The sequence below is a fragment of the Pseudomonas sp. MIL9 genome, from assembly GCF_016887925.1.
Taxonomy (GTDB): Bacteria; Pseudomonadota; Gammaproteobacteria; order Pseudomonadales; family Pseudomonadaceae; genus Aquipseudomonas; species Aquipseudomonas mohnii.
Window position 1 is genome coordinate 29,351 of the sequence record NZ_JAFEHE010000034.1, and the last position, 13,464, is coordinate 42,814.

Here is a 13,464-nt window from a genome sequence, read left to right on the forward strand (position 1 = left end):
GCGGCTGGCGGTTTCGCCCTTACGGCGAGGCACTTTTTTCAAACGCCAAAAAAGTACCCAAAAAGGCTCGCCCCGGCGTCCGGCCCCTCGCTGAGGCTCGGCGTTCCTTCGCTACGGTATCCATCCGGGGACACTGCCCTCCGGTCTGCTTCGCGACGACCTACATGCAGCGTGTTCGACTGCGTCGAACGGCGCTACGCGCCACTCCCCGGATGCACACCTCCACTCAGCCTCCCGAAGGGGCGGGTGGATCAAGATCAAGCGCTGCAGGCGAGCTAACGCTCGGCCTGATGAGTGGTGAGGAGCGGGGTGGTGCGTCTTGCTTTTTCTGTAGGAGCGAGCTTGCTCCTACAGGTGCGCTAGCGAATGAAGTGAATCTTGCCGGTATCGTCGTTGCCGATGTGGCGTTGGACTGATGAGTGGTGAAGAGCGGGGCGGGTGTACGCCGCTTTGCTTTTCTGTAGGAGCGAGCCTGCTCGCGATGGACTTGAGAACACTGCGGAGTGTCAGACTCCCCCGCGTTATCGTTGACGACCATCGTCGGAACGCCGCCCGGAGCAGGCTCGCTCCTACAGGGGTGCTAGCGAATGAAGTGAATCTTGCCGGTATCGACGTTGCCGATGTAGTGATGGACTGATGAGTGGTGAAGAGCGGGGGGGGACGCCGCTGTGCTTTTCTGTGGGAGCGAGCCTGCTCGCGATGGACTTGAGAACACCGCGGGGTGTCAGACTCCCCGCGTCATCGTTGACGTCCATCGTCGGAACGCTGCCCGGAGCAGGCTCGCTCCTGCAAGGGCGCTAGCGGATGAAGTGAATCTTGCCGGTATCGTCGTTGCCGATGTAGATGCCGTAGACCCCGGCCTGCCGCTCTTCGATATAGCGCTCGAGAATTTGCCGGATTGCCGGGTAATAGATGCTGTCCCAGGGAATGTCCTCGGGCGCGAAGAATTTATAGTCGAGGGTTTCCGGCCCGTACTGGCCGGTGATTTCCAGGGCGATGGCGCGGAAGATGATGTACACCTCGCTGATCTTCGGCACGCTGAAGATCGAGTACGGCGAGAGGATTTCCGCGCGTACGCCGCTTTCTTCCCAGACCTCGCGCAATGCCGCCTGTTCGGTGGTTTCGCCGGCTTCCATGAAGCCCGCCGGTAGCGTCCAGGTGCCCGGACGCGGCGGGATTGCGCGTTGGCACAGCAAATACTTGCCGTCCTGCTCGATGATGCAGCCGGCGATGATTTTCGGGTTGACGTAGTGGATGTAGCCGCAGCCGCGGCACATCAGGCGCTCGTGCGTATCGCCCGGCGGCAGCTGTTGACCCAGGTCAGGGCTGCCACACTTCGGACAAAAGCTCGGGCTGAACATGATCAACGACCTATACGGGGTTCTTTGAGGGCGATGGGCTGGGTGATCTCGGGGATCGCCCCGGTCTCTTCCTGCTTGCGCTTGAGATAGTCTAGGGCCACGGTGGCGGCGGCGCGGACGTGGTCGACGCAGGCCTGGTGAGCGGCCAGCGGGTCACCGCTCTTGATCGCCTCGACCATGCGTTCCATTTCCTGGTTACTGGCGCCACGACGGTTTTCCTGAGACACCGAGGTCGCACGCAAGTAGCTGATGCGCGCCTGCAACTGGCGCAACTGGGTGGCCGCGACATGGTTGCCGGAGCCTTCGAGCAACACGTCGTAGAAGCCTTGCACGGAGTCGATGACCTGTTGCAGTTCACCTTCCTTCAAGGCCTGGCGGTTTTCTTCCAGGGCTTTTTCCAGGGCCTTGATGTCCTTGGCCTTGGCACGCAGGGTGAACAGCTGGACGATCAGGCCTTCGAGCACGCAACGCAGCTCATAGATATCGACCGCGTCGGCCAGGGTGATGATCGCCACGCGTGGGCCCTTGGCGTCGGCGAATTCCACCAGGCCTTCGGATTCCAGGTGGCGCAGGGCTTCGCGCACGGAGGTACGGCTGACGCCCAGGCGATCGCACAGATCGCGTTCGACCAGACGGTCTCCCGGCAGAAGCTGGAAGTTCATGATGGCGCTTCGCAATTTATCCAGCACGATTTCGCGCAGGGTAACGGGGTTGCGATTGACCTTGAAGCTGTCGTCGAGTGGCAGGCGTTTCATGGGGTCCGCTCTGATTGTGGCTGTCCATGCAAAAAAAGCACTTCGATTGCAGCAATCTCCGTGCTCGTCAGATCAAACAGCCAAGGGGTTAACTGGAGGCCTCGGCATCGGCTTCGGCGAAGGCTTCTCGGGCGAGCCGGAAACTGTCGACGGCGGCGGGAACACCACAATATATGCCGACCTGAAGCAGAATTTCGCGTATTTGCTCACGACTCAAGCCGTTACGCAAGGCGCCGCGCACATGCAGCTTGAGTTCGTGAGGCCGGTTGAGCGCCGAGATCATCGCCAGGTTGATCATGCTGCGCTCCTTGAGGGACAGACCCTCGCGCCCCCAGACGTGACCCCAGCAGTATTCGGTGACCATTTCCTGCAGGGGGCGGGTAAAGTCGTCGGCGTTCTCGATGGAGCGATTGACATAGGCTTCGCCCAGCACCTGGGTGCGGATCTGCAAGCCTTTCTCGTACTTCTCGTTGTTCATAGCGATGATCTCCGTGGACCAATAGCCCTGTATGGAATCAGAGCCCGCCCATCAGGGTGTATTTAAGTTCAAGGTAGTCCTCGATGCCGTACCTGGAGCCTTCACGGCCCAGACCCGAGGATTTGATCCCGCCAAACGGCGCGACTTCGGTGGAGATCAGCCCTTCGTTGATCCCGACCATGCCGTACTCCAGCGCTTCGCTCATGCGCCAGGCACGACCCAGATCGCGGGTGTAGCAGTAGGCGGCCAGGCCGAATTCGGTGTCGTTGGCCATGTGCACGGCCTCGGCTTCGCTGTCGAAGCGGAACACCGCCGCCAGCGGGCCGAAGGTTTCTTCCCGGGCGACTTTCATCTGCGTGGTGACGCCGGCCAGCACGGTCGGCTGGAAGAAGCCGTTGCCCAGCGCATGGCGTTCGCCGCCGCACAGCAGGCGGGCGCCCTGGGCCAGTGCGTCCTGTACGTGGTCTTCAACCTTGGCCACGGCGCGTTCGTTGATCAACGGACCTTGAGTGATGCCCGACTCGAAACCGCTGCCGACCTTGAGCTGCGATACGCGCTCGGCCAGCCGCGCGACAAAGGCGTCGTGAATGCCGTCCTGCACCAGGAAGCGGTTGACGCAGACGCAGGTCTGTCCGGCGTTGCGGAACTTGGCAATCAGCGCGCCTTCCACGGCACGCTCCAGGTCGGCATCGTCGAAGACGATGAACGGCGCGTTGCCGCCCAGTTCCAGCGACACCTTTTTCAGCGTCGGCGCGCACTGCGCCATGAGCAATTTGCCAATCGCCGTGGAGCCGGTGAACGACAGTTTGCGCACCAGGGGACTGGCGGTCAGTTCGCCACCGATGGCAATGGCGTCGCCGGTGATCACGTTGAAGATGCCAGCAGGAATGCCGGCCTGTTCAGCCAGCGCGGCCATGGCCAGGGCCGAGAACGGCGTTTCCGGTGCCGGCTTTACGATGCACGGGCAGCCAGCGGCCAGTGCCGGGCCGGCCTTGCGGGTGATCATTGCCGCCGGGAAGTTCCACGGCGTAATGGCCGCGACCACGCCAATCGGCTCTTTGCTGACGACGATGCGTGCATCGCCCTTGTGGCTGGGAATGGTGTCGCCGTAGATGCGCTTGGCCTCTTCGGCGAACCACTCGATAAAGCTGGCGGCGTAGAGAATTTCACCCTTGGCTTCGGCCAATGGCTTGCCTTGTTCGAGGGTGAGGATTTCGGCCAGGGCGTCGGCGTTTTCCAGCATCAGGGCGTGCCAGCGCTTGAGCGTGTTGCTGCGCTCCTTGGCGGTCAGTGCACGCCAGGCCGGCCAGGCGTTGTTGGCGGCTTCGATGGCCAGGCGTGCATGCTCGGCACCGAGGTTCGGCACCCGACCGATGAGTTCACCGGTGGCCGGGTTGAAGATGTCCTGTTGCGCGCCGTCGGGTGCATCCAGCCATTGGCCGTTGATGTACGCCTGCTGGCGGAACAGTGATGAGGCTGCTGGGCTCATGCCGGCTCCTGAGTAAAAGGTGGGATGCCTGTGGGAGCGAGCCTGCTCGCGAAAGCGGCATATCAGTCGACATGGATGTTGAATGTCAGACCGCATCGCGAGCAGGCTCGCTCCCACATGGAATTGTGTGAATGCGTCAGCCCAGCGCGGGCAGGGGACCCAGCTTGCCTTTGTGGTAGACCATCGGCGTCACCGGTTGCTCGGGCAGAATCAGGTTCTTCACCGCACCGACGATGATGGCGTGATCGCCGCCATCGTATTCACGCCACAGTTCGCACTCGATGATCGCCGTGGCTTTGGCCAGCAACGGGTTGCCGAGTTCGCTCAGGTGCCAGTCGATGCCTTTGGCCTTGTCCTTGCCCTTGCCGGCGAAGGCATAGGCTTCGGCGGTCTGGTCGGCGGACAGCAGGTGAATCGCGAATTGCTTGCTGTCGCGCAGCACCGGGTAGGTGTCCGAGGCATAGTTGGGGCAGAACAGCACCAGCGCCGGATCGATCGACAGCGCACTGAAGGCGCTGGCGGTAATGCCGACGATGCCACCGTCGGGGTCCAGGGTGGTGACCACCGTGACGCCGGACGGAAACGAACTCATGACGTCTTTGTAAATGCCGGGTTCGATCATTTCTCTGGACTCCTAGCGCATCACGAACGGGTCAGGCATTGGTGCCTGGGAAAGGTTGATCCACACCGTTTTCAGCTCGGTGTAGGCCAGCACCGAATCGATGCCGCTTTCGCGTCCATAGCCACTGTTCTTGAACCCGCCGATCGGCGCCATGGCCGAAACCGCGCGGTAGGTGTTGACCCAGATGATCCCCGAACGCACGTCGCGGGCCAGGCGATGGGCGCGGCCCAAATCGCGGGTCCAGATGCCGGCGGCGAGGCCGAACTGCGAGTCGTTGGCAATCGCCAGGGCTTCGGCTTCGTCCTTGAAACGGATGACCGAAGCCACCGGGCCAAAGACTTCTTCCTGCATGATCTTCATCGAGTTGCGGTCGCATTCGAACAAGGTCGGCTCATAGAACCAGCCCTCGCCGAGATGCTGCGGACGCTTGCCGCCCAGGCGCAGGCGCGCACCTTCGGCAATGGCATCGGCAACCAGGCCTTCAACCACCGCCAGTTGCTGCGCAGTGGCCATCGGGCCCATTTCGCTGCTGTCTTCCTGCGGGTTGCCGATGCGGATGCGCTGGGCGCGCTCCACCAGGCGACCGACGAATTCGGCGTAGATTTCGTCCTGCACCAGCAGGCGCGAACCCGATACGCAGCTCTGCCCGGAGGCGGCATAGATCCCGGCGATGGCGCCGTTGATCGCGCTGTCGAGGTCGGCGTCGGCGAAAATGATGTTCGGTGATTTGCCGCCCAGTTCCAGGGACAGCTTGGCGAAGTTTTCGGCGCTGCTGCGCACCACATGCCGGGCCGTGGCCGCACCGCCGGTGAAGGCGATTTTGCGGATCAGCGGATGGCGGGTGAGGGCGGCGCCGGTGCTTGGGCCATAGCCGGTGACGACGTTGACCACGCCCGGCGGAATCCCGGCTTCCAGCGCCAGGCGCGCCAGCTCCAGAATGGTCGCCGAGGCGTGTTCGGACGGCTTGATCACGATGGTGTTGCCCGCCGCCAGGGCCGGGGCGAGTTTGATCGCGGTCAGGTACAGCGGGCTGTTCCACGGAATGATCGCGGCGACCACGCCCATGGCTTCATGCACGGTGTAGGCAAACAGGTCCGGCTTGTCCAGCGGCAGGGTGCCGCCTTCGAGCTTGTCGGCCAGGCCTGCGGTGTAGTGGAAGAACTCCGGCAGATAGCCGACCTGACCGCGGGTTTCGCGGATCAGCTTGCCGTTGTCGCGGCTTTCCAGCTGCGCCAGTTGTTCCTTGTTTTCGGCGATCAAGTCGCCCAGGCGCCGCAGCAGTTTGCCGCGGGCGGTGGCGGTCAGGCCACGCCAGGCCGGGCTGTCGAAAGCGCTCTGCGCGGCCTGCACGGCGCGCTCGACGTCGGCTTCGTCGGCATCGGGCAGTTCGGCCCAGGGTTCGGCCAGGGCCGGGTTCAGGCTTTCGAAGGTCTTGCCGGACAGGGCATCGACCCATTCACCGCCGATGCACATCTGGAAGCGTGCGAGTGTCATGCAACGATCCCCTTGATTTGGTTTGGTCGGGAGTGCGCTTTATCGAGAAACTCCAGCAACAGCTGGTTGACCAGGCGCGGCGATTCTACGGGCATCATATGCCGCTGTTCGGCGAGTACGGCAACTGCCGCGCCGGGAATGCGCTCGGCCAGTTGCCGGGCCATTTCCGGCGTCGAGCCAGGGTCCAGTTCTCCGGTGGCGATCAGGGTCGGCACCTGGATGCCGGGCAGGTCCTCGGCGCGGTACATGTCCTGGGTTGCAAACAGCTCATAGGTGGTCAGGTAGCCCTGGGGGTCATTGCCTGCCAGCGTCTGGCGGATCGCGGCGATCTGCGCCGGATTGGCCGCCTGGTATTCGCGGCTGAACCAGCGCGACAACGCCGCCTCGGCGTTGGCGTCCGGTCCATGCTCGGCCGCCTGGCTGGTGCGGGCGATCACACCGGCGCGCTGTTCGGCGCTGCGGTTGAACACGCTGTTGAGCACCACCAGGCTTTGCAAGCGTTGCGGGTAATGCAGGGCGAAGGCCCGCGCCACCAGCCCGCCCATGGAAAAACCGATCACCGCCGCCTTGGGCAATTGCAGGTGATCGAGCAGCTCCAGCAACTGGTCGGCATAGCCGAGCAGGGGCGTGCCGCTTTCCGGGCGCGGGCTGGCGCCATGACCGAGCATGTCGTAGGCGATGACCCGGTACTGGGTGGCCAGGCCAACGATCTGGCCGCCCCACATTTCTTTGTTCAGGCCCACGCCGTGGATCAAGACCACGGGCTGGCCTTGGCCGGTCGCCAGGTAACTGGTGCCAGCCGGGGTGAGTTCAGCGGTGAGCCGAATCATGGAGCGCTCCTGCAAACCTTCTTGTTGTAGTGACCGACCGTCTTACTGGGCTTTTTCGGCCGCCAGTTCTTCCAGGTCGATGTAGCGATTGCCGATGCGTGGGTGCAGGCGGCCGCCATCGGCGCAACCCAGGACCACGACTATTTCGTCGGCACGCGGTGCGTCTTCGATCTGCATTTCCAGGGTGATGTAGTGCGAACGCAGGCCTTCATCGTCCTTGTGCATCATCGGGATCTGGATCGAGGTGCCCGGGCCGCCGCGTTTGTTGGTGAAGCTCAGGTAGCTCTTGGCTTTCACCGCTTCGCGGTAATGGTTGCCGAAGCGCAGGGTGTGGATCACGGCCGAGGCGTGTTCGATTTCGCCATCGGCACCGACCACGGCAGCCTTGCCGTAGGCTTCGATCTTCTCGGCACCGCCGATGAGGCCCACCAGGCGTTCAACCATCATGGTGCCAAGGTCGGAGCAGTTGGCGCGGATTTGTGGTTTCAGGTCTTCGACAAAGCCGTTGCCCACCCAAGGGTTTTTCATCACCACGGCCAGCCCGACCATGGTCACAGGCTTGTCACTGGCCTTGCCGCCTTCGATAAAGGTTTCTTCGATGTAGCTGACGATCTTGCGGATTTCAAAACTCATGAGCGGCTCCATTTCAGCGTGAAAAGTGTCTGTGCGTCTGATGGTATACCATAATACCGGTAGCGCAAGACCCTGAATGGAGTTTCTGGTCGGAAGGTGCGCAAACCCGCCAGCCATTGATCGGATGCCGGTCTTGAACAGTTGAAAAAGGGGGAACAGCCATATCCCTGACACGCCGAGCGGTGGCAGGGGATTGCGGCGCTGCGTTGGGCAATGCGTTGAGGTGAACGGTGACGTTATGCGGCGAAACCTGAGCGCGGCGTCGAAGGACCCGCGTCAGGCTTCAATGTATGGCCGGTCAGTGATCAGGCCGCCATGCCGTCGCCGAGCGACTTCTTGTAAGAAGCCTTCATCGATTCCATTTGTGCCCCCAGTTCATCCAGTTGCGCTTTGCCCAACAGTTTTTTGGCCTGAGGAAACATCTCCGTTTCTTCTTCTTCGATGTGATGCTCAAGCAACTCCTTGACCACCTTGGCGCGTCCGGAAAACTCCACGCTGGCCGGGTCTGTGGCCTTCAGGTCAGGCAGCACCAGGGAGTCGACCGTGCGGTGCTCTTCCTTCGCCTCGTAGTACATTTTTTCCTGTTCTTTACCGCCGGCTTTTTTATAGGCCGGGTAGAGAATTTCTTCTTCAAGCTTGGTGTGGAGGGTGATCTCCATTTCCAGTTTGCCAATCAGCTCGGCGCGTTTTTTTACCGCGCGCTCGGTGGAGTCGTTCAGCTGGGTCAGGATGGCTTTTACTCGTTCATGGTCGGCTTTCAGAATGTCGATGGCGTTCATGGTTCAGCCTCTGCTGTCACGGGAAGTCAGGACCGGTCGTTGCCGGCAATCTCTGTGGTTGCCCCAGGACAGGAGCATGAGCTGTGCCAATCTGGTTGCGCGAAAAACGCCATTGAGATCAATGATTTGGCGGAGGAAGTGGCGAAAAGCCTCATGCAGCTTGCCCGAGTGCTGTCGTGCCGGCATTGCAAATCGCGGACAGGGGCACAGGGGCGAAGGTGTTGGCGCAGTACCCGGCATTGCCACCGGTCCATGGGCCGGGAAAGCCGATGGAATTTTCCGTGGCCGGTCAAATCTCCTGTTCAACGAGCAGCGTTTCGTTTGATCGCCACCTGATGTCAGGGGCAGGCGAAATGCAATGCCCAGGAGAATGACCTCATGACCGTGTTCAAAGCTTTGTCCGGCACATCCTCGACACTGGCTGATTCAAGCCATGAACAGTACCGCGACCTCTATGGCGTGTTGTGGTGTCGGCGCGTTGATCGTCGCCCGTGCCCGACGCGACGCCCAGGTGCTGGCCGTGGACATCAACCCTCGGGCGCTGCGACTGTCGGCCGTCAACGCCGAGTTGGCCGGCGCCAACAACATCACGGTCTATCACAGCGATGTGCTGGGCAGCGTCGAAGGTGCGTTCGATCTGATCATCGCCAACCCGCCTTATATGAATGACAGCCAGCACCGCGCCTATCGCGATGGCGGCGGCGCCCTCGGCGAAGCCCTGTCACTGCGCATCGTTCGCGAAGCGTTGCCGCGCCTGCACTTGGGCGGCAGCCTGGTGCTGTACACCGGCGTGGCGATGGTGGCCGAGAGCGATCCGTTTCTGGAGGCCGTGCTGCCCATGCTGTCCGGTGACACCTTTGCCTGGACCTATCGGGAGCTGGACCCTGATGTGTTCGGCGAAGAATTGCTCAAGCCCGGTTATGAACGGGCCGAACGCATTGCGGCCGTGGCGCTGACCGTTACCCGCAGACGCGAGGCGTGACCATGAGCCTGGCGCCCCGGTTTGGCATCGAGGAAGAATATTTCCTCACCGATTTCAAGACCCGCCAAATGCTCGCTGAACCCGGCGCCGAGCTGCCGGGCGCCTGTCGCGAGGCCATTGGCGAGGGAGTTGCCAGAAAGCCACGGCTGACGCCGGCGCTCAATTGCCATCAGCCACCTTGCGCTCGATTTCGGCCACCTTGCGCCGCTGCTCCTCAAGCTTTTGCTCCTCGGTCAGCGGTTGAGTCGGCGGATTGGCTTCATCCCGACGCTTGGCGTCATCTGACTCGGCAGGGTTGATCAGGTCATCGTCGTTCATGATGCTTTTCCTCCAGTGTCTGCACATTGGAGGAGGGGTGATGGCAGGCGTTCGGTTTTTTTCCGAAGGTCGGAGCGCCGGTCGCACGGCGTGGTGCATTGCGCGGGAATCGGGGTTGGCTGAGTGCAACCCCTGCCGGTCAATGAGCCGCCTCGGGGGATGAGGCGGCCGGCACATCATTGCATCTTGCTGTGGTCCATCATCTTGCTGTGATCCATGGTGCCCAGCGCCCTGGCTTCAGCTTCGACGTTGATCGTTTCTTTCTCGCCCCTGGCGTTTTCCACGACCAGGGTCAGCGGCACTTTGCTGCCTTCCTGAACCTGGGCCGTCAGGTCCATCAACATGACGTGGTAGCCGCCCGGATCGAGGCTCACCGGTTTGCCGGCCGGCAGCTCGACGGACTCGACCTGACCCATTTTCATCACGTCGTCTTTCATGCTCATCTGGTGGATTTGCACGGTCCTGGCGACGGGCGACTGTACGCTCAGCAGTTTGCTGTCGGTGTCCGCCTGCAGGGTCATGAAGGCCCCGGTCGAAGGCTGGCCAGCCACCGTCGCGCGAACCCAGGCGTCGTTGACCAGGGTTTGCGCCGACGCTTGCCAGGCCATGCCGATCAGGGACAGGCCCAGGGCCAGTTGTTTAAAACGCTTTGCGTGCAACGAAGTCATCAGCAGACCTCCATGACGGTGAGCAGGTCTTCTGCGCACTCTTTTGCGGTAAGGGACGCGGACAGCCCGAGGCGCAAGTTGCCCCTGGAGTCGAAGACGTAGCTGGTCGCGGTGTGGGAGAGGGTGTAGGTGTCGCCGCTCGGGACCTTTTCATAAAACACGCCGAACTCCTTGGCGGTGGCGGCGGTTTCTTCCAGGGTGCCGTACAGCGCCTCGAAACTCGGGTCGAAGGCCTTGACGTATTTGTCGAGCATTTGCGGGGTATCGCGCTCGGGGTCCAGGGTGATGAAGATCACTTGCAGACGTTCGCCGTCGCGGCCCATCAGCTTCTTGGCCTGGGCGGCGCGGGCCAGTGTCGTCGGGCACACCGCAGGGCATTGGGTGAAACCGAAGAAGATCATCGGCATCAGGCCACGGTAGCTGCCGAGCATCCGGGTCTCGCCCTGGGCGTCCTTGAGCTTGAAGTTACGCCCCATGATCTTGTCGCTCAGATCCTTGCCGTACTTGAACGACAGCTTGCTGCTGTCATCACAGCCGGCGAGCAGGCCGAGGCTCAGCAGGCCCATGCCGTGCAGGACGGTGCGACGGGTATACAACGTACTCATGGAAAAAAGCTTCCTGTGTCACCACTGAAAAATCACAGTGCCTGACGCATCAGGCGAAAAAAAGCGCGTGGATGTTAACAAACTGTTGCCCTGTGGCGCTCAATCGGTCGCCCGCCGGTCATGCGCCAAATGGTCGCGGTCAGCCGTTCACACCCCGGCTAATCGCGCCTTTGCGGACACCGTGCGGATACATGAGTGCGCTTGGATTGGGCGTGTTCGTCGTCTTCTGTGGCGCGGGGCCTACAGTATTGGACATTTGAGTCAAGCTCAAATGCCGGGGTGTTTTCGGCTATATAACGAGCCCGCTCAAAGCGACTAAGGCATCTGCTTGTAATAAGCCTGAATTGTTGCAGGAATTGATAATTACTTTCACGGGAAACCGGATCAATGTTTCGGCGCGAAAGTGTTATAAGTTTTTCGCCTTAGGGCCTGCCATGTAATAAAAAATAAACCGTTATAAAACGGTGTATCACTCTGCGCAGTCAAAAGATTGCGACTAGAGCTCTTTTTTTCTTATCTGCCATTGACTTACAACTGTTCGCTTTTGACGGCCTGACTTCAGGGGGCACCCTGTTGACTGCGCATTGAGAGACGAGGCAGTTCTATTAAAAAACAGGGGAACGAACAATGTCTTTGAAGTGGAATTTGGTGGCGCTAGGTGTCTCACTGGGTATTAGTCAACTAGCGTCAGCCGCTGGTGTGGAAGACCAGGCGACTGCCAAGGGGTTTGTTGAAGGCAGCAGTTTGAACCTCCTACTTCGCAACTTTTATTATGATCGTGACGGTAAGAATTCGGCGGGCCGCAAACAGGACTGGCTGCAAGTGACACAAGGCAACTTCAGCTCCGGCTTCACCCAAGGCACCGTCGGCTTTGGTGTGGATGCGTACGGATACTGGGGGGTGAAGCTGGACGGTGGCAAAGGCGATGCGTACTCGGGCAACTTGCCGGTCGACAACAGCGGCCGGCCGAAGGATGATTTCAGCAGCGCAGGCGCGTCGATCAAGGCCCGGTTCTCCAAGACTGAACTGCACTATGGCAACTTGCAGCCAAACAACCCGGTCCTGGCCACGGCGGGTACTCGCGCCACGCCTCAAACGGCGACCGGTTTCAACCTGTTGAGCAGTGAAATCGAAGGCTTGAACCTCGACGCCGGGCACTTCACCGCCAGTAACGGTCCGGCCACAACCAACAATAGCCATGAACTGTATGCCGGTTATGCAAACGTGGCGGCCAAGAGCATTGACTACCTCGGCGGCAAGTACACGCTGACCGATAATTTTTCGATGAGCTTGTTTGCGTCGGACCTCAAGGACGTCTGGCATCAATACTATGGCAATGCCAACTACACGATCCCGTTCACTGCCGATCAGTCACTGAACCTGGACTTCAATATCTACCGCACCCTCGATTCCGGTCAGTCCAATGCCGGTGCCATCGACAACACCACCTGGTCGTTGGCGGCGGCGTACTCTTTCCTGAGTGCTCATACCGTCACACTGGCGTTCCAGAAAGTTCACGGCGACACCCCGTTTGACTATGTGGCCGTGGGTAATAACAAGTCGGGTGATTTGGCCGACTCCATCTTCCTGGCCAACTCGGTTCAGTACTCTGACTTTAACGGCCCTGGCGAAAGATCCTGGCAGGCCCGTTACGACCTGAACATGGCGGCCTATGGCGTGCCGGGGCTGAGCTTCATGACGCGCTACCTGAACGGCGACAATATCGACGGCACCCACATGCCGGTTGGCAGCGCCTATCAGGCCTATGGTTATGGATCTGACGGCAAGCACCACGAAACCAACTTCGAAGCCAAATACGTAGTGCAGACCGGTCCAGCCAAAGACTTGTCGCTGCGACTGCGCCAAGCCTGGCACCGCGGCAACACCGATCAGGCGGAAGGGGATTACAACGAAACCCGTCTGATCGTGGATTACCCGATCTCGATTTTCTAAGCGCAAGACCGCCGGCCAGGCCCGAAGGGCGCACCGCGTTGACGGCCAGTTTCAGCCCTGCTGAAGCTGGCCGTTTTGTTTGGATGAAGCGCTTCCCTGGATGCACTTTTAAAGCGCCGTGGCTGACGACGTGCACCAGTGCGAGGCGATTTGTCGGGTGCTCCAGCGTCACGTATCACTCGCCGTCAGAACCCTCTCATCCTGCAGGGAACGCCTCTAACCCACCCTTGCACGGCCATTTCCATCGCGTGATGGTCCAGTTTCGCCTGTCGCGCAAAGCGTCCGTCACCAACTGGCACAAAGGCTGCATTGATCCCCTCAAGTCCATCTGAACAAGAGGGACAGCCCTCTCGGTCAACGACGATCGACTGGCCGCACAGGTCGTGGGCTACATCGGTGGATCAGGCATAGCCGTCTGGTTTCAACACCGCAAAAGAACAGGCAAAGACGCCTGGAACCGCAAGGTTTCAGGCGTTTTTTTTTGCTTTTTTTTACCG

The 13,464-nt window shown here is 60.8% G+C and carries 13 protein-coding genes and 1 pseudogene; 2 read left to right on the top strand and 12 right to left on the bottom strand.

Annotated elements, in window-relative coordinates; genetic code table 11:
• Window positions 1–797 precede the first annotated feature (797 nt).
• From JQF37_RS29030 to JQF37_RS29070, 9 genes are all read right to left on the bottom strand, one after another.
• Window positions 798–1,361 (bottom strand): NUDIX hydrolase, encoded by a 564-nt coding sequence (locus JQF37_RS29030; protein ID WP_090319567.1) that lies wholly within the window; start codon window positions 1,359–1,361, stop codon window positions 798–800.
• Window positions 1,362–1,363: 2 nt separating this feature from the next.
• Complete coding sequence (locus tag JQF37_RS29035; protein ID WP_020800935.1) at window positions 1,364–2,116, bottom strand: GntR family transcriptional regulator; 753 nt, start codon at window positions 2,114–2,116, stop codon at window positions 1,364–1,366.
• A gap of 88 nt (window positions 2,117–2,204) precedes the next feature.
• On the bottom strand, window positions 2,205–2,594 hold the full coding sequence (locus tag JQF37_RS29040; protein ID WP_130210457.1) for a carboxymuconolactone decarboxylase family protein: 390 nt from the start codon (window positions 2,592–2,594) through the stop codon (window positions 2,205–2,207).
• 37 nt (window positions 2,595–2,631) lie between these two features.
• On the bottom strand, window positions 2,632–4,083 hold the full coding sequence (locus tag JQF37_RS29045) for an NAD-dependent succinate-semialdehyde dehydrogenase (RefSeq protein ID WP_130210459.1): 1,452 nt from the start codon (window positions 4,081–4,083) through the stop codon (window positions 2,632–2,634).
• A 136-nt stretch (window positions 4,084–4,219) separates the two neighbouring features.
• The gene (locus tag JQF37_RS29050; RefSeq protein WP_130210461.1) at window positions 4,220–4,705 is read right to left on the bottom strand and encodes a flavin reductase family protein; all 486 of its coding nucleotides are present in this window, start codon (window positions 4,703–4,705) and stop codon (window positions 4,220–4,222) included.
• 12 nt (window positions 4,706–4,717) lie between these two features.
• Entirely contained in the window at window positions 4,718–6,199 is a 1,482-nt protein-coding gene (locus JQF37_RS29055) for an aldehyde dehydrogenase (protein ID WP_130210463.1), read from the bottom strand.
• Complete coding sequence (locus tag JQF37_RS29060; RefSeq protein ID WP_130210465.1) at window positions 6,196–7,029, bottom strand: alpha/beta fold hydrolase; 834 nt, start codon at window positions 7,027–7,029, stop codon at window positions 6,196–6,198. The genes JQF37_RS29055 and JQF37_RS29060 overlap by 4 nt, the downstream gene beginning before the upstream one ends.
• 42 nt (window positions 7,030–7,071) lie before the next feature.
• Window positions 7,072–7,662 (bottom strand): amino acid synthesis family protein, encoded by a 591-nt coding sequence (locus JQF37_RS29065; protein ID WP_130210467.1) that lies wholly within the window; start codon window positions 7,660–7,662, stop codon window positions 7,072–7,074.
• Between the two features lie 305 nt (window positions 7,663–7,967).
• Window positions 7,968–8,441, bottom strand: a complete 474-nt coding sequence (locus tag JQF37_RS29070; RefSeq protein ID WP_103404886.1) for a hemerythrin domain-containing protein — start codon at window positions 8,439–8,441, stop codon at window positions 7,968–7,970.
• Between the two features lie 466 nt (window positions 8,442–8,907).
• Here JQF37_RS29070 and JQF37_RS29075 point away from each other — a divergent pair.
• Window positions 8,908–9,423 (top strand): annotated as a pseudogene (locus JQF37_RS29075) (methyltransferase); the annotation flags it as partial.
• A 159-nt stretch (window positions 9,424–9,582) separates the two neighbouring features.
• Here JQF37_RS29075 and JQF37_RS29080 read toward each other — a convergent pair.
• The 3 genes from JQF37_RS29080 to JQF37_RS29090 all read right to left on the bottom strand — a co-directional run bounded on the left by JQF37_RS29080 (window position 9,583) and on the right by JQF37_RS29090 (window position 11,014).
• A complete protein-coding gene (locus tag JQF37_RS29080; protein WP_189340472.1) occupies window positions 9,583–9,741 on the bottom strand; it encodes a hypothetical protein in 159 nt (52 codons plus the stop codon).
• A 176-nt stretch (window positions 9,742–9,917) separates the two neighbouring features.
• Window positions 9,918–10,409: a copper chaperone PCu(A)C gene (locus tag JQF37_RS29085; RefSeq protein WP_130210469.1), complete on the bottom strand. Its 492-nt coding sequence runs from the start codon at window positions 10,407–10,409 to the stop codon at window positions 9,918–9,920.
• Entirely contained in the window at window positions 10,409–11,014 is a 606-nt protein-coding gene (locus JQF37_RS29090; RefSeq protein WP_130210470.1) for an SCO family protein, read from the bottom strand. Before JQF37_RS29090 ends, JQF37_RS29085 begins: the two co-directional genes overlap by 1 nt.
• Before the next feature lie 627 nt (window positions 11,015–11,641).
• Between JQF37_RS29090 and JQF37_RS29095 the strand changes: the two genes are divergently transcribed.
• A complete protein-coding gene (locus JQF37_RS29095; protein WP_130210472.1) occupies window positions 11,642–12,967 on the top strand; it encodes an OprD family porin in 1,326 nt (441 codons plus the stop codon).
• Window positions 12,968–13,464 lie beyond the last annotated feature (497 nt).